The organism is Flavobacterium sp. CLA17 (assembly GCF_013112255.2).
In the GTDB taxonomy this organism is placed as follows: Bacteria; Bacteroidota; Bacteroidia; order Flavobacteriales; family Flavobacteriaceae; genus Flavobacterium; species Flavobacterium circumlabens.
Genome location: NZ_CP068294.1, coordinates 3,320,550 through 3,340,465 on the forward strand (window position 1 = coordinate 3,320,550; position 19,916 = coordinate 3,340,465).

The 19,916-nt window shown below is 36.3% G+C and carries 17 protein-coding genes; 7 read left to right on the plus strand and 10 right to left on the minus strand.

The annotated features are described in order from the left end of the window. Positions 1 to 247 precede the first annotated feature (247 nt). Both HAV12_RS13600 and HAV12_RS13605 read left to right on the plus strand, forming a co-directional pair. The gene (locus HAV12_RS13600) at positions 248 to 1,549 is read left to right on the plus strand and encodes a hypothetical protein (protein ID WP_171570133.1); all 1,302 of its coding nucleotides are present in this window, start codon (positions 248 to 250) and stop codon (positions 1,547 to 1,549) included. Between the two features lie 160 nt (positions 1,550 to 1,709). Continuing rightward, on the plus strand, positions 1,710 to 2,294 hold the full coding sequence (locus HAV12_RS13605) for a helix-turn-helix domain-containing protein (protein WP_171570134.1): 585 nt from the start codon (positions 1,710 to 1,712) through the stop codon (positions 2,292 to 2,294). Between the two features lie 860 nt (positions 2,295 to 3,154). On the opposite strand, the gene HAV12_RS13610 is transcribed toward HAV12_RS13605, so the two are convergent. The 6 genes from HAV12_RS13610 to HAV12_RS23090 form a co-directional block, all read right to left on the minus strand. Further along, positions 3,155 to 4,828, minus strand: a complete 1,674-nt coding sequence (locus HAV12_RS13610; protein ID WP_171570135.1) for a DUF4983 domain-containing protein — start codon at positions 4,826 to 4,828, stop codon at positions 3,155 to 3,157. 192 nt (positions 4,829 to 5,020) lie between these two features. Further along, complete coding sequence (locus tag HAV12_RS13615; RefSeq protein WP_171570136.1) at positions 5,021 to 5,719, minus strand: phosphonatase-like hydrolase; 699 nt, start codon at positions 5,717 to 5,719, stop codon at positions 5,021 to 5,023. A gap of 185 nt (positions 5,720 to 5,904) precedes the next feature. After that, the gene (locus HAV12_RS13620) at positions 5,905 to 7,062 is read right to left on the minus strand and encodes a TIGR03364 family FAD-dependent oxidoreductase (protein WP_171570137.1); all 1,158 of its coding nucleotides are present in this window, start codon (positions 7,060 to 7,062) and stop codon (positions 5,905 to 5,907) included. A gap of 38 nt (positions 7,063 to 7,100) precedes the next feature. Further along, complete coding sequence (locus tag HAV12_RS13625; RefSeq protein ID WP_171570138.1) at positions 7,101 to 8,381, minus strand: DUF5690 family protein; 1,281 nt, start codon at positions 8,379 to 8,381, stop codon at positions 7,101 to 7,103. Positions 8,382 to 8,516: 135 nt separating this feature from the next. Beyond that, positions 8,517 to 11,393, minus strand: a complete 2,877-nt coding sequence (locus tag HAV12_RS13630) for a TonB-dependent receptor (RefSeq protein WP_171570139.1) — start codon at positions 11,391 to 11,393, stop codon at positions 8,517 to 8,519. 443 nt (positions 11,394 to 11,836) lie between these two features. After that, positions 11,837 to 12,025 (minus strand): hypothetical protein, encoded by a 189-nt coding sequence (locus HAV12_RS23090; protein WP_370528451.1) that lies wholly within the window; start codon positions 12,023 to 12,025, stop codon positions 11,837 to 11,839. A 470-nt stretch (positions 12,026 to 12,495) separates the two neighbouring features. Between HAV12_RS23090 and HAV12_RS13635 the strand changes: the two genes are divergently transcribed. The 4 genes from HAV12_RS13635 to HAV12_RS23095 are packed head-to-tail and all read left to right on the plus strand — an operon-like array spanning position 12,496 to position 14,493. Further along, the gene (locus tag HAV12_RS13635; protein WP_171570140.1) at positions 12,496 to 12,804 is read left to right on the plus strand and encodes a hypothetical protein; all 309 of its coding nucleotides are present in this window, start codon (positions 12,496 to 12,498) and stop codon (positions 12,802 to 12,804) included. A gap of 2 nt (positions 12,805 to 12,806) precedes the next feature. Continuing rightward, the gene (locus HAV12_RS13640) at positions 12,807 to 13,307 is read left to right on the plus strand and encodes a hypothetical protein (RefSeq protein WP_171570141.1); all 501 of its coding nucleotides are present in this window, start codon (positions 12,807 to 12,809) and stop codon (positions 13,305 to 13,307) included. 2 nt (positions 13,308 to 13,309) lie between these two features. Beyond that, positions 13,310 to 14,092 (plus strand): hypothetical protein, encoded by a 783-nt coding sequence (locus tag HAV12_RS13645; protein ID WP_171570142.1) that lies wholly within the window; start codon positions 13,310 to 13,312, stop codon positions 14,090 to 14,092. 35 nt (positions 14,093 to 14,127) lie between these two features. Beyond that, a complete protein-coding gene (locus tag HAV12_RS23095) occupies positions 14,128 to 14,493 on the plus strand; it encodes a thiol-disulfide oxidoreductase DCC family protein (RefSeq protein ID WP_370528498.1) in 366 nt (121 codons plus the stop codon). 11 nt (positions 14,494 to 14,504) lie between these two features. Here HAV12_RS23095 and HAV12_RS13655 read toward each other — a convergent pair whose 3' ends face one another. The 4 genes from HAV12_RS13655 to HAV12_RS13670 form a co-directional block, all read right to left on the minus strand. Continuing rightward, complete coding sequence (locus HAV12_RS13655; protein ID WP_171570144.1) at positions 14,505 to 15,485, minus strand: YheT family hydrolase; 981 nt, start codon at positions 15,483 to 15,485, stop codon at positions 14,505 to 14,507. 174 nt (positions 15,486 to 15,659) lie between these two features. Next, the gene (locus tag HAV12_RS13660) at positions 15,660 to 16,610 is read right to left on the minus strand and encodes a transglutaminase family protein (RefSeq protein ID WP_171570145.1); all 951 of its coding nucleotides are present in this window, start codon (positions 16,608 to 16,610) and stop codon (positions 15,660 to 15,662) included. Between the two features lie 4 nt (positions 16,611 to 16,614). After that, positions 16,615 to 17,568, minus strand: coding sequence for an alpha-E domain-containing protein (locus tag HAV12_RS13665; RefSeq protein ID WP_132034294.1), 954 nt, complete (start codon positions 17,566 to 17,568; stop codon positions 16,615 to 16,617). A 35-nt stretch (positions 17,569 to 17,603) separates the two neighbouring features. Further along, positions 17,604 to 19,040, minus strand: a complete 1,437-nt coding sequence (locus HAV12_RS13670) for a circularly permuted type 2 ATP-grasp protein (RefSeq protein WP_132034292.1) — start codon at positions 19,038 to 19,040, stop codon at positions 17,604 to 17,606. Between the two features lie 381 nt (positions 19,041 to 19,421). Here HAV12_RS13670 and HAV12_RS13675 point away from each other — a divergent pair, with 381 nt between their 5' ends. Continuing rightward, positions 19,422 to 19,904 (plus strand): hypothetical protein, encoded by a 483-nt coding sequence (locus HAV12_RS13675; RefSeq protein ID WP_171570146.1) that lies wholly within the window; start codon positions 19,422 to 19,424, stop codon positions 19,902 to 19,904. Positions 19,905 to 19,916 lie beyond the last annotated feature (12 nt).

Genomic DNA, 19,916 nt, shown 5'->3' on the forward strand with positions numbered 1-19,916 from the left:
ATCATCCTTATCCTGTTAACTTTTTGTTAACGGTATTATAATACCACCCGGATAGTACGATTTCTCTTTTAAGGTACTTACAAGGAGTAAGAATTATAATTCAAAAAACAAAGTAGGCTGTCGTCAAAATTTTAAGGAATGAAGTTTCTACTGCCACTGATTATTTTTTCTCAGTGGGGTATTGCTGTCAGATAAGGTATCAAAATCAATGAATTTAAATAGGTTATTAACAATTAAAACTGGAATTATGAAAAAACAGAATCGAAAAAAGGTATTAGGCAAAGTCTTTCTTATGCTGCTGGCTACAATTGCATTCTCCTGTCAGGATACGACAATGGAGGAAGCAGAAGCTACTGCGACGGTAAAAAAAGAACAAAATTTCAAAAAAATGAGTGCGGCGGCAACTTCTGGTTTGGCGAGAAGATGGGCTCCTATTCATTACAGAGACGTTGATGCGACAGGAACTTATGCCGAAGGTGGAAAATCGGATTACATTACGGCTATTAACTATGACAATGACTGGAATGGCGAAAACAACTGGAACAATCTTCCTGCTTATGCCAACTCTTTAGCAGCACATTGTTACTATTCGGTAGTAGAATCCAATACACACTGGTTTATTACGTATGCTTTTTTCTCTCCAAGAGACTGGACAGATAACGCCCTTTTATACCAACTAGACCAACATGAAAATGATTTAGAAGGTGTATTAATGATTGTAGAAAAAAACGGATCTGCTTATGGTGCCTTAAAAGGAGCCGTTACAGTAAGTCATTCCGACTTTTTTTCTTATACACCCTCCGGAAGTTCTTTTGTAAGCGGACTGGAAAGTATTGACGGAACATTACAAATGAGAGATTACAACGGAGAATTACATCCTGTTACAGCTCAAGACGCAAAGGGACACAGTCTTAAAGCCTGGCCGCAGCACGATATAGACGGAGACGGAATTATCTACTACCCTTCTGCAAGCGGAGTGGCACAAGTACCCGCTGATAATTATGACAACTATGTGGAGTACAAATTGGTCGATATTTTTGAAACCGGAGGATTATGGGACCAACGATTCAACACTCAATTGTTCTCCAGTCCGGGAGGAGGATTTACAGGAAATGATTTTAAAACCGGTGGTGCCAACGCTCCATGGGCATGGAATGATGGAAATGATGCGATCGTACAAGGCGGAGAATTTGCAACCGATCCTGCCAAGTTAGCCGATAATTATTTTGATGGTGTAGGCAATTTTTCCCGTACTTATACTGATAATAAATATAATGCCAATGCCGGAGGAATCGTAACCGTTTACCAAAATTGTAACTATACCGGTTATGCCATTGCTTTGCCTGCCGGTAATTACACCTTGGCTCAGCTAAAATCGTATGGTATTGTAAATGATGATCTGTCTTCTGTTCGCTTAGAAAACGGATACAAAATCACCATGTATCAGAATGATAATTTTGGAGGAGAATCTGTTGTAATAACAGGAAATAATGGCTGTCTGGGCAATTTTAATGATAAAGCCAGTTCGGTAAAGATTAGTACGCTCTAAACTGTCTTTTTATTTTGGATAGGCAAACAAGAAGCAGGCTCACTTCTATTCTTGTTTGCTTATCCATTTTTTTATCCCTGTCTTCATTTTTAATTGGTTTATCAATAGGGGCATAGAAGTTAATAGTATTATATTTACCCTTTAAAGTGAATGTAACCTTATGGAAGATTTTTTAATTGGTATCGGAAAAAGATTAAAAGAAATTAGAAAGAAAAATGCCTTAACGATACACGAGGTAGCCAATAGAGCCGGGGTCAGCAACGGTCTGATTTCAAGAATTGAAAATGGCAGAACCATTCCGTCCCTCCCTGTTCTGATTGAACTTATTCATTCTTTGGAAACTGATATAACCTATTTTTTTGAAGGAGTCAAAAACATAAAAAATGCCAAGTTTATTCATATCAAAAAAGAAGATTACCAAAAGATAGAAAAAGAAGACAGGTCTGAAACGAAAGGTTTTAATTACTACCATATCTTCAGTAAAAGTATCAATTCTATCGGTTTTGAAGCCGTAATTCTTGAAGTGGAACCTGACAGTAAGCGTGATAAAGTAATCACTGATGCCTGGGAATTCAAATATATTATAAAAGGAAGCGTAACCTACATTATTGATGATGTTGAAGTAGTTGTAAATGAAGGCGATTCGCTATGTTTCAATGGAAGACTTCCCCACGTACCTGAAAACAGAACTAAGGAAAATTGTGTTATGCTGGTACTCTACTTCTATTCTGAAAGTAACAGCTAACATTTATAACCGTATAATAATTAACCGCTAAGAGCACTAAGATCTGCGCAAAGTTCGCAAAGTTTATAAACAAAGCTTTGCGAACTTTGCGTTTTATTTCATTGCGTTCTCCTATGTTTGCAAAGTTAATTTATAAGTTGTACTGTTTTAATCCCGCAAAGTCGCGAAGCCGCAAAGTTTTTTAAGCTTTATGTTCTTATTTTAGGATTAACTTCCCTAAGATGCAGAAGCAAGTCATCAATACTATAAACTTTGCACCCTTGCGCCTTTGCGGGATTATTTCAACACAGTAAAAAAAAAACTTGCGTTCTTTGCGGTTAAATAGGCATACTCCTATGTTTGCAAAGTTAATTTATAAGTTGTACTGTTTTAATCCCGCAAAGTCCCGAAGCCGCAAAGTTTTTTAAGCTTTATGTTCTTATTTTAGAATTAACTTCCCTAAGATGCAGAAGCAAAGTCATCAATACTATAAACTTTGCACCCTTGCGCCTTTGCGGGATTATTTCAACACAGTAAAAAAAAACTTGTGTTCTTTGCGGTTAAATAGGCATACTCCTATGTTTGCAAAGTTAATTTATAAGTTGTAGTGTTTTAATCCCGCAAAGTCGCGAAGCCGCAAAGTTTTTAAGCTTTATGTTCTTATTTTAGAATTAACTTCCCTAAGATACAGAAGCAAAGTCATCAATACTATAACCTTTGCACCCTTGCGCCTTTGCGAGATTATTTAAACACAGTAAAAAAAAAAACTTGCGTTCTTTGCGGTTAAATAGGTATACTCTTAAATAAGCCGCATTAAAAAAAGGTTATCTCCAAAATGAAGATAACCTTTCAAAAAAAACAATAAACACATTCTAAATATTTTAATTCCCTGCCGGAAGCCAGGAACGTCCGTCCAATGACCAGCCTGAATTAATGGGTACACCAAACCATTGCAGAGAGGAATAGGCAATATCTACCATTTTTGGAACAACTCCGGTAGCCGTTCCGCATTTTAAGGTCGCTGTACTTGTTGTCCACGCTGGCGTGTTCGGGAAAGCGAGCGTAACTTGTTTTGAACTCGAATCTGTAAAGCTGCTGCCTGATCCGTTATCGCCTTTCCAATACCCAATTAGACTGGAGTAATCCGGATGCGAAGCTGTAACAGCTGAACAAGTATAATTAAGAATCGAAGCTTCTGATAAGGCTTTATTCCAAACGCGAACTTCAGCAATATTTCCGTTTACATTTGCACCATAAGTCAAAGTTCCGTCTTGTCCAACAGCAAATGGCAATCCGGAAGTTAAGCTTCCAAAACTGCTAACAATAGCGGCTTGTCCCACAAAAGCCCCGTCCTGGTACGTTTTTACCAATTTAGCTGTACGGTCAACTACTAATGTTAAGTGATGCCATTTTCCGTCATTGATGGTACCTCCCGAAATATCGACACGATTTTGAGTATCTCCGATATTTACTTTCCATTTTCCTCCGGTATTCGCGCAAATCACAAAACCACGATTTTTACCACTCACCCAGTTTTTATTCGAAACTAAGGATGGATCGCTCGAATAACCTGAAGTTTTTACCCTGCACTCCACCGTAAAACTTGAAGTTCCAAAATTATAAAGCGCATTGGTCGTTGAAGCATAAATGCTGTTCGAATTAAAATTGGCAAATTTACCTGTAATGGTTGTGGTCGGATCCACTGGTTTTTCAATTTTAGCCGAAGTAAAATTCTTATTATTATAAATAGTAAAAATATTTCTTTCTTCATAAGATGATCCGCCGTGAGAGCCGCCAACTGTACCGCCATGATCCGGTGCAACGATAACCAGCCAGTCTTCACTGGCATAATCAGGCCTGTTTTTTAGTGCTGTCAAAATCTCTCCTATATAACCATCTGTAGTTTCAACAGCAGACTTATATTGCGGCACATTGATCGAAAATCCGTAACTGTGCCCGGCGTGATCTACATCATCAAAATGCAGGAATAAAGCATCCGGATTATCGTTTGTTAGTGCCGCAACTACTTCATTTTTAACTGCTGCGTCTGTTGTCAATGTCTTTTCCACATCGATTCCATCTACAATATAGGTGTTAATGGGCGCCCAGTGCACGATCGACATTGTTTTTAAAGCGGTATTATAGGTCTCAAGACGCTTTAAAAAACTGGGATACGTTCCGAAATTCGGACTTGAAAATGAATTGTCTGTTACTCCGTGTTTTAAATGTGTAACTCCCGTTAGCATAGTCGACCAGCCATTGCCGCTCCAGGTTGGAGCTTCGGTTAAGGCATCTAAACTGTAAACAGCATTAGGAAGCAGACCATGAACATTCGGAGTATTGGCACCCATCAAAACATCGCCACGGCAGCCGTCGATGCCTATAATCAGTAATTTTTTGGTACCCGAATTTGCCAGTGCCGATTTACCGGTTACAGAAGCAGCTTTGGCAGTACTTACTGCATCTTCGTCTGTCAGCGGATCTTTAGTACAAGAAGTAACTAAAAAAATACTTGTCAGAATGGTAACGTAACTTAATCTAAAAATCTTTTTCATTGAATTGAATTTATGGGTTACTATTAGTTTACTTGTGAAATTATTTCCTGCAGGGATTTATTTTAGCTAATTTTTTATTATTTTAATGTTTTAAATTTTTCGGCACGAATTCCACGAATTTTTACAAATTATTTTTCTATTGATTCCCTTAAAGAAATTCGCGAAAATTCGTGGAATTCGCGGCAAACTTTTTTATTTCTGATCTGTGGCAAGATTTTCAACGCTGTATAAGGAAGCCAGAGAATCTAAGATGTAATCCGGTTTTGCTTTTTCCAGCTGGACCCTGGTTTGGGCTCCTGACAAAACACCAATGGTAATGCCGCATCTGGCATTTTTACCTTCTTCAATATCTATAGCGGAATCACCTGCTTTTAAAACTTTTGTGGCGTCCTTAATTTGAAATAATTGCATGGCTTTGTGTATCATGTCAGGAAAAGGGCGGCCCAGATCTACATCATCAGCCGTAATTAAAGCATCGTAATGGGTGTCTTTTTTCCAGTTTAATTTCTCTAATAACGTATTGGCAACATGACTGCTGTATCCTGTATTTAAGACCACTTTTACACCGTCCTTTTTAAGATTTTCCAGCACTTCTTCTACACCTTCAATTGGTAAAACCCTTGCCGTCAAATATTCCTGATCCAGTATTTCTTTGAAATATTCAAATATTTGATATGCTTTTTCAACGTCATTACTATTCAGCTCATTTAAGATATCTTTTATTGCCTGATACTTTTCTTTGCCGGCTCCCAGGGAAAGTACGGTTTCCAGAGAAACTTCAATTCCAAAATGATTAATTGCCTTGTGCAAAGTTTTGTAAACTATATTCTGTTCATTGATTGTTGTTCCGGCCATATCAAAAACGACCATCTCCATTTCATTAATTTTCATTTCGTGTATATTTTTTATAAACATGCTAATTTCATGTTTGAGAGTATTTATTCGAATAAAATCAGTACTATACGTTAAATAATTTTTCACGCAGATTCGGCAGATTAAGCAGATTTATTAATTTTTAATTTTTAATTTTTAAAATCTTTCTAATCCTTAAATCTGTGGCTATATTTTTCAATCGCTTAAGCATTAAAAATTTTATCAATATTATGTTTCGCAAATCCTGCACTTCCTGTCATTCCTTTACCTCCAATTCCGGTTATAATGTGAATATTTTCATCAACTGTATGCTCAAAAATATCTTTGGTTTTGCATTGTGAATACATACCGAACCATCTGCTTTGGATTTCGTAAGTAGGCAGATCCATAATTTTTTTGGCTTCTTCGATCATGAAATTGTCAATGTCCATATTCAGATCAAATCCTAATGAATCTATTTCTTTTGCAGAGCCATATTCATGGGAATCTCCTAAAATTACGGAACCGTCCAGTGCCTGTTTAAATAAGATATGAATGCCATATTTTTTCTCGAAACTCTCCGGATTTTCTTTTGCTTTAATCGATTGATATGATTTGCATTCTTCAAATGATTCGTATCTTCTGATCGTTAATCCGGTTAGAATAGAACCATCCAGTTTATAATTAGGCTGCGGCTTGGTTTGCAACATCTGAAGCTTAGAAACAATCAAATCGCTGTTGTTGTAAATCTCCGGATATAAAACCTTGAAATCACTTCCGTTACAGATAATAATTTTCGAAGCCTTGTATTCCTGTCCTGTTGAAGTTGTTGCTATGACTTCCGTAAATCTGTCTTCGGTACGAACAACCAATGTATTCATAAATAAATCCAGACCCAGATTGGCAGTCATATAGTGATGCAGTTTATGAATCATTGTTGCAGGTTCTACCGTTACTTCCTGCGGGAAAAATAATCCTCCCGTACAATAATCAGCGCGTAAACCCGCGTATTTAGACAGACATTGTTCTTTCGTTAATAAATTAGATTCATAATCGTTTGAAATATTAATCTGATGCAATTCCTCTATCAATTGCATTTCTTCTTCGTTCGACGCTAAATATACCGTTCCGTTTTGGCGAAGGTTAATATCAAACTTCGACTGAATATCTTTATAAATGGTAAGGCTGTCTTTTCCGAAATTTTGCCATTTCCTGTCCATTCCTGACGGTACAACCTGACCGAAATTTCTAACGGTTGCTCCTTCCGGTTTGCTGTTTTTTTCCAGAATGGCAACAGACATTCCTTTTAACAGCGCATGATAGGCGTGAAATGTGCCCAAAACTCCTGATCCAACTATGATTAAATCATATTTATCTTTCATGTGTAAATTGTTTTTATCTTTTATAACTTTTTCTTTGTTCAGGTATATAAAGGAGTTGTACTGATTTTTATTGTTTTTTTGAATTTGCGTTTAAAGTAATGAAACGACATTATAGTGGTAATGATCCCTACAAAGGATAAAATATAAATACAGGTAGTAAAAAAGCTTAACAGGGAAATATCCTTGTCTCCGAAATTTTTAAAAAACAGCACCAAAACACTTCCCAAATAACCAAAAGCATCGGCGATGTAGATTAAAAATCCTGTATTTCCGTCTATTTTATAAGTGGCGATCATTCGGTCAAAAAACAAACCGTTAAACGGAATGTAACAAATGTACATACCAAATCCCGAGATCATCATCCACGGAAGTGGGGACAATACATGCTTTTGAAACAAGAAAGTAGTTACACCAACCAGTACTGAACCTATGAATAATACCAAATGATAATTTTTAAAGGCTTTGTAGTTGTTTTTCATGCTTCCCAAAAAACCTAAAATGATCAAAACCGAAATTGCAATCGGAATTTCTGAATACATATAAATCGAAATACTCTCTTTATAACCTAAAGTATCCCATAATTCCCTGGCAAAATTATCCCTGAATTCCCGCATGGCCGTTAGCATGGCATAGAATACAATAATTGCCGTAAGCGGAAAAGCAAACTGTCTGAACAAGGAAGAACGCTCTTTTTTGCCAAGCGGCTTTCGTTTGGATCGTAAAGCCAAATCTTCGCTGTCCGGGTTTGGAATTTTCTCCAGAAACAATGAAAATACGATTAACGGAATTATAAAAATTAAACCCGAAACAAAAGGCATCCAATACTCCGTACAGCCCAAAACTTTCAGGACAAATACACCAACCGATTTTGCCGCTCCTGAAGAAACGATAAAACTCGAACATAAAATAACGCCCAATAATTCGGTTGTTTTTCTTCCTTCGATATACGAAAACACAATTCCCCAGATCATTCCCAAAGGCAATCCGTTTATGAATAAGAACACTATATTGTAGGGCGCCGGCACTAAGGCAAAACCTAATAAGGCCAGTTCTGAAATGGCTATAAAACTTATTAAATACAAAGTTCGCCTAGACGATTTTAATTCAGATATAATTTTGATCCCTAAAAACTTAGAAAGTGTATATCCTAAAACCTGTGCCAGAATCAATAGGATTTTATAATCAATTCCCCAGAATGACATATGATCGAATGTAGCAACCGTAAAAGGTTTTCTAAAAGCATACATGCAAAAATAAGTGCCAAATGCCGCTATTGAGGTTTTTAAAATAAATCTGAAATTAGATGCTTTTATAGACATTAGTACTCGAAATTAGAATGATTATTGCGGTGTAAAGTTGGACTGGGTATAAAACCCGTTAGATGCAGTCAGTTTAAAAAAAATAAATTGCAAAAATAGAACAGACAAACATCCAACAGGTTAACTTATAGTTGTCTATAGATTATATTTCAGACCAAGGTTAAACTTCACTCCATAATATTCTACCTGTTTTGGTCGGTTTGGAGTTTCTCCAAAATGATACATTAAAGGCTCGTTCAGGACGTTGTTTACATCACTGAAGATTGTAAAATGCTCTCCTACTTTATAAGAAGCTGAAAAATCAAGTGAGTTGTATTTGCCGTAATAAATATCGTTCATGTCCGTATTTTTTGCATTGGCATCAAAACTTGTAGCATAGGCCCCTTTATGATTAAAAGCGGCTCTCACATTAAGTTTACCTGTTTCATAAAACAATTGCAAGTTGTATAATTCTTTTGCCTGATAAGGGGTTGACACTTTTCTTCCGTTCGTATTATTGGCATTTTGTCCCAAAGTCATTTCAGAATTCATAAGTGTTGCATTGATCTGAGTTCCAAAATATTTCAGGAATCCAGGCAGGAAGCTGAATCTTTTGGTGATTCCGAATTCTATTCCGCCAATCCATGCATCGCCACCATTGGCAGGCGAACTGATTTCGATATCTGAAATCCCGTTAATTGTGCCTTGATAGGTATCATCAAAAATAGGATCTGTAATTGATTTATAGAAAACTCCTGCATTAATCACCCCTACTTCATCCAGGAAATATTCTCCTAATAAATCAAAGTTCCAGGAATAGGTCGGATTCAGATTTGGGTTTCCTCCTGCGTATTCTCCGTCGATTGTATTTAATGATCCGGCTGGAGAAATATCTCCAAAGTTGGGTCTTGCAAAAGTTCTTGTAGTCGCAAAACGAATGTTTAAATTATCAACCGGAGAATATTTTATGTGCAGCATTGGCAATACTGATGTGTAGCTTTTCGTATTTTCAGCATCTACGACAACATTATTCTCAACTGTTTTACCCGTAACCTGAGTAATAGTATTGGTCACTCTGACTCCTCCTAAAATGGTCCATTGATCAGAGGCTAAATACGTTGCCATTGCATAAACAGAAGACGTTGTTTCACCTACATTAAAGTTTCTTCCCAAACCTTTTCCTAATTCAGGAATTTGAGAATCGGCAGGGTTTAAAACCAGATTCCCTTTTGAAGAATTAAACAAATTTGTCATTCCGTTAGTAGATAATACAGGACCAAAACTATTTCCAATTGAAGTTCCTGTTTCTCTTCTCATATAATCTGTTCCGCCCGGCTGACTGATTAAATCAGTAGTATAATTGGATAAAAATGGTGTTGGAGATCCAGCCCAGCTGTAATATTCATCTCTAAAAGTCGCAATACGGTCTTTGTCTGTTAATTTCGCACCAAATTTCATTTTAAGATTTTCATTAAAATTGTGCTCGTAGTTTACAACTGCAATAATATTATCTCTTTCTACAATGCTGATTTTATACAATTCCAGCGTAGAAAATTTCATTTTTGTCGGGTCTGTTTTAAAATTTGGATCTGAAAAGAAATCAAATATCGATTTTGGGTGATTAGGATCCAGCAGTCCCCCATCAGCAGCCCAATAGGCTCTTGGTCCTCCTGCTCCGCCATTTGCCAATGGAACCGTATTTAAATATCCCGGTTTAACGCCAACACCGGTCTGGTTGAACTGAATTAAGAAATAACTGTTGTCTGCTGCATTTGGAATATTTCCGTACTTAAACTGATTTCGATAAGAAGCCAGCCTCCAGTCTAAAGTCCCATTTCCTAATTGATGTTTACCGCCTAAATCAATACCAATAAACTGAGTCATTAATTGGTTGTGAATGTCTTGCTGCTCCACTGTTAAAGCATTTGTAGCGCTGCTGAATTTATCAAACCTGATGCGGTGTTTGTAGTGTGTTTCTTCATCGGTAAGTCCGCCATAAGTGGCTTTCAGGAAAATTTTATCTCTTGAGGAAGGATTAAATTCCATGGCAGCATTTATACCAGTTGTTTTTCGAACTCCGGTGTAATCCCGCAATTCTAATCTGTAAACGCCCTGATCACCTTGTCTTCTGGCTTCGTAATTATCGGTTGCCCAGTTTCTGTCCCAATAAGTCCCATTAATGATGTACCCGAACTTTCCGTTTTTACTTTTGTCACCAATCGTAAGGGATCCGCTGTAGATTCCTTTATCCGATTTTTGATTGTAACCGCTAAAAGCAGTTGCTTTAATGGTTCTTTTTGTTGGAGCGGTCTGAGTCGTAAAATTGACACTTCCGCCAATGGCATCCCCGTCCATGTCCGGGGTAATGGCTTTTGTAGCTTCTACATAAGCGATAAGATCTGATGGAAAAAAGTCAAATGCTGTGGCTCTTGAAGTGGTTTCTTCTTCAGCTGTTGGAATTCTGTTTCCGTTGATTGTAGTGGATGACCAGAAAGGCGGTAATCCTCGTACCGAAACAAAACGTCCTTCTCCCTGATCGCGTTCAATAGAAACTCCCGGCATACGCTGAACGGTTTCTGCCGCATTACGATCCGGTAATTTACCAATACCATCGGCAGCAATTACGTTAACTATGCTCATGGATTTCTTTTGCATGTTCAGTGCTCTTGCTTCACTGTTTCTCTGGCTCATGCCGCTTACAACCACTTCATTCAGTTCTTTTGAATTGGTTTGTAATCGAATGATCCCCAAATTTAGTTGTTGATTGTCTTTTACTTCAACTGTGATCGTTTTTATTTCGTATCCGATATAGGAGATCTGCAATTCGAAACTTCCCGATCTTACATCCTGTATGGTAAAATCGCCGCTGAAACCAGTAGTCGCTTTTTGATTGTTTGATAGTATAATTGTCGCTCCCGGCAGTGGAGATTGTGCGTCAGTAACAATTCCGCTGATAGTTGCTTTTTGTGCCGTCATGTTTTGCACAAAAAATAGGGCAGAAAAAATAAAAATTGCCTTGTAAATTGTTTTCATGGTTAGTTTGTTTACAAATATTAAATTTATTAAAGCAAATTAACTATGAATTTTACAAATAGTGAAAAAATTAAAATTATCGAATTGTTAAAGAAATGAAAATTATTGCACTGCCTTTGTTAAGAATTTGTAAAAAGTAATTGTATAATTTTACTAAAAAGGGCGTTGAGTACCTTTAAAAACTACATTATTGATAATTTTGTTTTATTTCAGCTAATCGAAATAAATTATTTTTAAGAAAAAAATAAAGTTCCAGATGAAACATAAGTCTTCCATTTATTTACAAATAGTAAATTTTATACAGTAAACATTATAACACATAAAATAAAAAAAGGTTTCTTTAGGTTTACATTTTTTTATATTAAAGTTTCCTTCTACTTCACTTATTTTTTCATAACAATAAAAATGTGGTACTAAAAGGAAAAAGGAATCGATGTCATGTTTTAAGAGTCAGAAAACACAGAAAAAAGTAACACTCTAAAAGTGTTACTTTTTTTTAAATGTGTTGGCCTCAGTTGGATTTTATGAACAGTAAAATCATTTAAAAAAGCAAAAATAAAACCAAAAAGAAGTGGAATAAGCAGCTCTAATAAGGATAGAAGCTCCAGTTTAGGATGAATTCCAAAGAACACTATAAGTCCCAGAAACCAGGCAGGAATATTACTTCAACTCTTTTGTGGGCGGATTGGATGGAACTTTTACAAGTCTCCTCTCTTGTCATCGGGCAAATAAACAGACTTATTTTAAAAATACAATATTACTGGTAGTAAACATTTCAATACACTATAAATCAAATCATTATATTTTTATGTAGCATTTTTCTTCTTTTATAACATGAATTCTACTGCTTATGTCATTTCTTCCCTACAGGAACATTCTGTCAGCTAATTTTATTTCAGAAAACAAATGAAAAGCTAGCATCATTTATTTCTCCTCTTATTGATAAAATAATTACGACAGTAAAAAACCAGCATGTGTTTACATGATATCAGAAAAGTTACAGTCAGCATCTATTTTAAACAATAGGTAACCAACCAAAGAACAGGGAAGAAATCCGAAAAACCCTAAAAAAGAGTAGGAACTATACTAAAAACTTGAAATTATGTCAAAATTATCCAAAAAAGAACTTGCTGCATTAGATTTGTTAATTGCGCACCTTGAAGAAAACGGATCCGAAAATTTATCATTTATCAGTAGTATTGTAAACGCTGTATCTGATGCCGTTACTGCTGTTACAAATGTGGTTTCAAACCCAAGTGTTACCAGTATTGCAAATGCTGTTACGGCTGTTTGTCCTATTGCGGTTGCGGCTATTGCAGTTGCAAAAGACGAAGCTCCAACCTATTTAGCCAATGTAGATTCTAAAGCTACATTGAATGAGTTAATTAACCTGAGAAATAAGAACTCCTAGTTATGTTACTCTTTGTAATAATAGTACTTGCCATTTTTATGGTGGCAAGTACTTTATATCAGATCAAATATTTTCAGAAGTATTTAAACAAATACGACAAATTTAACTTATTACCCAATTATTCTTTTTTTGCACCAAAACCTTATGCAAATGATTTTAGATTGGTTTATAAATTAAATGAAGGTTCGGATTCAAACTGGGAAGAACTTGATATGTATAAAGAATTTGGCCTCAAAAGAATTCTATGGAATCCTTTTAAATACTATAATAAAGGCATGATTGACATTTGCCAGTATCTGATTCAGGAACAACACGTACTAAAAGATAAAGATCTGCTAAAATCGTCAGCCCATCATATGAATATCATTTTATCTATTTACAGATTCTTAAAAGACAGGAATATTGAAGCTGAAGCAGTAAAGTTCGCTATCGTTACTTCTGAAGGCTGTAAGGATTTAAAAATTAAAAGCTTAGTATTTTGTTCAAACTTTCAAAACATCTAATTATGGAATATTCAAACCTAATAAATATAGGGTATGCTATTAGTTTGTACACCCTTTTGTTCTCTACCTTAATGTCAGTATTAGAATTAAGTGTTATCCCAAATCATTATTTCAATTTTGTTTATCCAAAAATAAATTCACTGGCCTTAAACAAAAGTAAGTGGTTAGAAATCCATGCCTTTCAAATTATTGCTGTAGTGAGTAGTGGTGTTTCCTTTTTTTATAAAATAGATTTACTGTTTAAAATTTCCTTTTTAATACTTACTGTGCTCACGTTATATTCGTATAAAAACAGAACCGCCGGTAAAGATGGTGCAGATCAATTGAGAATGTTAGCTTTACTGGCGTTTAGTTTGTGTTTTTTATTAGATACAAATTTCGAAAAAATAATAGCATTATGTTTTTTAGGAGCTCAGATAATCCTGGGTTATGCTACTTCTGGTATCGCAAAACTAAGTTCTCCTTACTGGAGAAAAGGAGATGTTTTGCATCTTATTTTTGGTACCTACTCGTATGGTATCCCTAAAATAGCAAAACATATTAAAGCTTGTCCGAAAATTGAAAGACTAATGTCGCATTCTGCCATACTTGTAATGCTGGCTGTGCCTGTAGCTTTTCTTATACCCAATCCATATGTTATTCTTATAGCGTTAGGAGCCATTTTCTCTTTTCATTTCGCAACAGCAGTTTTAATGGGCTTAAATGATTTTTTATATACCTTTCCACTGGCTTATCCCGGAGTTATATTGCTGCATGGTTTATTACATAATTACATCGTATTATGAAAGACAGTCTTATTTTTTATGATGGTATTTGCGCGATGTGCAACAGCTTTGTTCTTTTTCTTTTAAAACAGGATAAAAGTGCCAGGATGCACTTTATTTCCTTACAGTCTGAAAAAGCAAAAACAATGCTTAAAGAATATAATGTTATTGTAAACAGTAACAATATGACCAGTATTTATTACCTGAAAAATAAAACTGTCAAAAGTCATTCATCCGCAATTATATCTATTTTTTATGATTTAGGATTTCCATGGAAAATCGTGATTCTTTTTAAAATAATACCAAAAAAAATTAGAGATACAGCGTATCATTTTATCGCAATAAATAGGTATAGGTTTTTCGGTAAACAAGAAAGTTGTGCTTTACTTTCAACCGAAGACCGGAAAAGGATCCTTGATTAAAACAGTAAACCTCAGGCCTTAAAAATCGCTATAGGCTGGAAGGATTCAAAAAACGCATAGGCTCTTTTCTCTGCATAGGAATGCACGGAATTCCGCAAGGGAAAAGCGCAGTGTCCTCCGTACTTTGGAGTTTCCAGATATACATACGCGCTGTCCTGCGCTATAGCCCTTGGGTAACACCTTTCGCCTAAAAAAGGATCATCCAGAGAATTAATAATTAAGACCGGAGTGGTAATATTTTTAAGGGAAAATTCCGGGGAAACACGCTGATAATAATCATCCCGGCTGGCGAAGCCATGCAGCGGTGCTGTAAAATAATGGTCTACTTCATCAAAAGAAGAAATGCTGTCAATTTGATCGCTGTTTATAAAATCAGGAAACTGTGCTGCTTTGTGTTTCAGCTTTCTCTTAATATCAATTGTAAAATTCTTTAAATAGACTTTGTTAAAACCCTGTTTGAGTACTTCAGCACTTGTTGCGATATGGGTCGGCACCGAAATGCATACTCCTGCCTTGATGCGCGCATCCATTTTTGTCCAGCCAAAATAATTCAAAAGCTGCACCCCTCCCATTGAATATCCGATCAGGTACACTTCTTCGAAGCCTTTTTGCAAAACAAACTGAACGACCTCGTCCAGATCATCAACTGCACCGTGATGATACAGTCTGGGCAGACGGTTCATTTCTCCTCCACAGGTACGATTGTTCCATGCGAAAACCGAGAAATCTTTCTCCTGAAAATAAACCGCACAGCTATTGTTGTACGTTCTGCGGGAATCCCCTTCTAAACCATGACATAAAATAACGGCTTTTTTAGGGTCCTTTATAATAAAATCGATGTTGATAAAATCTCCGTCTTTCAACTCCTGTTTTTCTCTTGTATATCCCGGAGCGTCAAACCTTTTAAACAAAGCAGCATAAATGGTAGAAACGTGCCTGTTGCGATGAATAATAGAAGGGGGATTATATTCTGATTGTTCAATTATAGGCATGATAGGAAAGTATATTGGTACATAGTACAAATCTATGAAATGAATCAACATGTAATTTAAAACTGTCTTTTTTATTTCATACAGCCATTAAAGGACGGAATGACTGCAAACGGTTCAAAATTTACATTTTTTCGTCTTTCATTGTTATTGCCATTGTTATTGCCATTTCCATTGTTATTGCTGTTGCTGTTGCTGCAAATGATCCATATAGGCTAATTGTTCTTTAACGCGCAATGAAACTTCCTGAAGTTTGACATCATTTATTTCTTCAAACTGGCGCCCGTCTTCATAACCAATCGAAACACAAACAGAAAGTGTTTGTCTTGCCAGCCCTTTAAAAGTTCCTTTTATGGGAGTACAATCCGTAAAATTTCGACCCACAGACAGCCGGACATGATTGTCCATTGTCCAGATATTGTTGGTGGGATCCAAACCTAACCAGCCTTGTTTTGGCGTATAAATTTCGACCCAGGCATGAGTGGCACCTTCACCCCGAAGACCACTTTCGTTAGGGCAGATATAACCGCTTACATATCGGGACGGAATTCCTGCAGTACGCAAAAGCTGCAATAAGATGTGCGCAAAATCCTGACATACGCCTTTTTTAAGGGTCAGAATTTCATCGACGGTAGTCTCTATATTGGTGATTCCTTTGGTGTAAGTGAAATTCTCAAAGACATAGGTATTGCATTGCTGTGCAATTTCGATAATGGATTTATTCTCAATTTTAATGGTCTTCAGAATCTCAGCAATTTCATTTTGTTTCTGAATATCGTCTCTGTAACAAAGCCGTAATAATAAAATACTTTTTTGCTTTTCTTCCTCAATATCATCCACGGAAGTGGGATCAATGTCCGGAATTTTAAGCGAATGATTGACACGTACCAACATTCGGGATTCAATTGTCATTTCAGAATGAGCCTCCAAAACATTGAAATTCCCAACACGATTGCCGTAATAATCTTCCGAAATATCAACATCAGGATTATGTGTAATTAAAATTTGGTATTGCAGTACTTCCTGATTTTCAAAATGATGGGGAAAAAGCCTAATTTCGTTTATACTTTCTTTTATCGGATAATTGTATTGGTATTTTGTGAGGTGCACTATTTTGAAAATGGCCATATTTTTAGGTGTAAGAAAAGAATAATTTCGAGAAATCTGTTGAGAACTGAATAAGCTGCATTTTGGTATTTTTCAGCACATCTTCTAATTCCTGATTGGTCAAATGCTGATAATCAGTAAAAGCCACATAACTTTTCAGACGCCCAAACTGGTTCAGCAAAGTTCGGGCTTCGCTCAAATCATTGTCTTTAAACAAACTGTCTAAATACGTATTGATTAAATCAAGCGTATAAATGACCGAATGAGCAAAGTCTTTATTGAAAATAACCTGATGTACTACTTTTCGATTATGTGAAATGTTGGAATAGCTTTTTAAATAAAGTTCATAACCCGAGAGCGACAACAATAATCTGCGCCAGTAAATTAAATCTTCCTCGCCTTCGAGATTGTAATTTATAGGAGAAAAATAAGCCTGCGTCATAGAAATGGTCTGCAGGCATCTTTCGATATGTTTGCCAATACTTGAAAAACACCAGCCTAAACCTCTTGGCATCGTAACCTGAAGAATCCCGTTGTAGAGCAGTAAATCTTTATTGAGTTTCGTGATAATATTTAAGGCATCATGGGTTTCCAGTTTTTTTGGCAGCTCGGGAGCATTCATATAGTGATACATGGAATTAATGTGCTCCCACAATTCCTTGGTAATTTTATCCTGTGCACCTCTCGCATTTTCACGCGCTTTAATGACCAGATTTTTAACCGAATTATCATTTTGATTGTCACAAATGATGTATTTAAGGACATAAGTCGTGTCGTATTGAATGGCATGAATCTTATCCTGGGATAAATTGGTATAATATTCCAAAAGGGGTCTGTAACCCTGAGAATCGTTTATTTCTTTATCAAAAGATAAGATATAAGAAGTATTCAGTGTCAGCAGCATTCCATCTGTACGTTCCATGTACCGGTTAAGCCAGAACATTCCGTCTGCCACCCGGCTTAGCATATTTACTCCCATTTTTGACTATTTTTTGAGGTTATAGAAAATAAAATTTATTTGATAATCCAGGTGTCTTTACTCCCGCCGCCCTGTGATGAATTTACGACCAGGGAGCCTTCGGTCAAAGCAACGCGGGTGAGTCCGCCGGGAACAATCTGAATTCCTTTCGGGCCGCATAGAGCATACGGCCGTAAATCCACATGACGTAACTGGAGTTTTCCATCAATCAGACACGGAACGGTGCTCAACTGGATAATAGGCTGTGCAATAAAATTTCGGGGCGTTTTAGTAATCGCAATTTTGGCATCCTCCATTTCTTCCTGCGTAGCTTTATTGCCCATAATCATTCCGTAACCGCCACTCTGATTGGTTTCTTTAATCACCATATTTTCCATGTTCGCAAAGACGTATTCGCGTTCGTCCAGATTTTCCATCCGGTATGTGGGAACATTTTTCAGAATGGGTTCTTCGTTCAGATAATATTGAATCATATCCGGCACATAGGCATAAATCGCTTTATCATCGGCAACGCCGTTTCCTACCGCATTTACCAAAGCTACATTTCCCTGTCTGTACGCGCTGATTAATCCCGGAACACCAAGTGCGCTGTCGGGTTTAAAAACCAGCGGATCCAGATATTCATCATCTAAACGGCGATAAATTACATCAACCTGCTGCAAACCTGAAGTGGTTTTCATGTAAACGCGACTGTTGTTCACCACCAAATCCCGGCCTTCCACTAAAGGAATTCCCATCTGACGTGCCAGATAAGTATGTTCATAATAAGCGGAATTATAAACGCCCGGAGTCAGCAAAACTACATTTGGATTCGGAATACTGCGGGGTGAAAGTGAAACCAGAATACTATGAAAAATCATAGGATAATTGCTCACCATACTCACATGATTTGACGAAAGCATATCAGGGAAAATACGTTTGGTAATTTCTCTGTTTTCCAGCATATAACTCACGCCGCTCGGGCATCGCAAATTATCTTCGAGCACATAAAATTCTCCTTTTGCACCGCGAATTAAATCGATTCCGGCAATATGAACATGAATATTATGCGGCACTTTTATACCCTGAACTTCTTGTATGTAATGAGGACAAGAAGCAATTAAGCCAGCAGGAATTATGCCTTCTTTGATAATGAGCTGTTCGTTGTAAATGTCTTCCAGAAATAAATTCAGGGCCATTAAACGCTGCTTAATTCCGGACTCTACTTCGAGCCAGTCTTTTTGCGTGATGATTCTCGGAATGATATCAAACGGAAAAATACGCTCAATTCCATTGGCATCATCACTGTAAACGGTAAAAGTAATCCCCTGATTCATAAACAAATCAGAAGCCTGCTGTTGTTTACTGGTTAAATTTTTGTGACTTAAACCCTGAAGCGTTTTAAAAACCTGACTATAAGAATCCCGCACACCTTCTTTTGAAAACATTTCATCCCAGCCGTTATCATTTAAATCTGGTGCTAATTTCGCCATAGATCAATTATTAAATAAATTATATTTTAGCTTTTCGTTGAAAAATATTTATTTTTTTATCTAAAATACAAATTTATTTTTCCACAAATTATTGATTAAGTATCAATTTTACAATTTATATACTATTCCTTTTTTACTGTTTCAATTTTGAAAATAGTATTTTTTATAACTGTGTTTTTTTACAATTCCGTATTCAGGAAAAAAAGAATTGGCAAAATTTTTAATTTTCTAAAGGTTTTATCTGCACTTGTAGAGGAAAAATGTCAGACAGAAACACTGTATGGGTACTCATTAATCGATAGTTTCAGAGTCATTGAAATTATGTAACATAGCATCCTCAGAAAAGAAGTAAATTTGAGATGTTTATTAAAAAATACTATTATGAAAAATATTTCAATCCTTCTCTTATCCATTTTCTTTTTCTGCTGTCAGCAAAAAGAAAATAAAAATGCTCCTGTTCAAACTTCAGAGCCTGTGCTCACAGAGAAGAATAACGAAAAGGAAAACAAAGAGGAGGAGAACAAACAAACTGGCGACACGATCTTCATGAATTTTAAAAATGAAAAAGGTTTGTTTACAGCTGAAGGCCTGTTAGATTCCATTCACCCGAGAGTGTACGTTAAATTTAAAAATGAAGATTCAGGTGAATTAGCCGCAAAAATTATTCCGACTACAGGCAAGGGAAACATTCGTTTCAACCAAATTATCTTTCCTGATAAAACCTCAGACGGCCCCTTTGGAATGGATTTGAAAATCGCTGTAAAGCAAAAAGGAAATTATATTGTAGTAATTGGACATTCGTTAATGGCTGACAGTCCGTTTTTGGGTAAATTTAAGGTGGAGCTTGAGCATAAAAAAGAATAATTTCTTAAAGTA

Excerpts from the sequence above, each read along its gene's own strand:
- HAV12_RS13600 (WP_171570133.1), top strand. The coding sequence starts at position 248 with ATGAAAAAACAGAATCGAAAAAAGGTATTAGGCAAAGTCTTTCTTATG.
- HAV12_RS13605 (WP_171570134.1), top strand. The coding sequence starts at position 1,710 with ATGGAAGATTTTTTAATTGGTATCGGAAAAAGATTAAAAGAAATTAGA.
- HAV12_RS13610 (WP_171570135.1), bottom strand. The coding sequence starts at position 4,828 with ATGAAAAAGATTTTTAGATTAAGTTACGTTACCATTCTGACAAGTATT.
- HAV12_RS13615 (WP_171570136.1), bottom strand. The coding sequence starts at position 5,719 with ATGAAAATTAATGAAATGGAGATGGTCGTTTTTGATATGGCCGGAACA.
- HAV12_RS13620 (WP_171570137.1), bottom strand. The coding sequence starts at position 7,062 with ATGAAAGATAAATATGATTTAATCATAGTTGGATCAGGAGTTTTGGGC.
- HAV12_RS13625 (WP_171570138.1), bottom strand. The coding sequence starts at position 8,381 with ATGTCTATAAAAGCATCTAATTTCAGATTTATTTTAAAAACCTCAATA.
- HAV12_RS13630 (WP_171570139.1), bottom strand. The coding sequence starts at position 11,393 with ATGAAAACAATTTACAAGGCAATTTTTATTTTTTCTGCCCTATTTTTT.
- HAV12_RS13635 (WP_171570140.1), top strand. The coding sequence starts at position 12,496 with ATGTCAAAATTATCCAAAAAAGAACTTGCTGCATTAGATTTGTTAATT.
- HAV12_RS13640 (WP_171570141.1), top strand. The coding sequence starts at position 12,807 with ATGTTACTCTTTGTAATAATAGTACTTGCCATTTTTATGGTGGCAAGT.
- HAV12_RS13645 (WP_171570142.1), top strand. The coding sequence starts at position 13,310 with ATGGAATATTCAAACCTAATAAATATAGGGTATGCTATTAGTTTGTAC.
- HAV12_RS23095 (WP_370528498.1), top strand. The coding sequence starts at position 14,128 with ATGTGCAACAGCTTTGTTCTTTTTCTTTTAAAACAGGATAAAAGTGCC.
- HAV12_RS13655 (WP_171570144.1), bottom strand. The coding sequence starts at position 15,485 with ATGCCTATAATTGAACAATCAGAATATAATCCCCCTTCTATTATTCAT.
- HAV12_RS13660 (WP_171570145.1), bottom strand. The coding sequence starts at position 16,610 with ATGGCCATTTTCAAAATAGTGCACCTCACAAAATACCAATACAATTAT.
- HAV12_RS13665 (WP_132034294.1), bottom strand. The coding sequence starts at position 17,568 with ATGGGAGTAAATATGCTAAGCCGGGTGGCAGACGGAATGTTCTGGCTT.
- HAV12_RS13670 (WP_132034292.1), bottom strand. The coding sequence starts at position 19,040 with ATGGCGAAATTAGCACCAGATTTAAATGATAACGGCTGGGATGAAATG.
- HAV12_RS13675 (WP_171570146.1), top strand. The coding sequence starts at position 19,422 with ATGAAAAATATTTCAATCCTTCTCTTATCCATTTTCTTTTTCTGCTGT.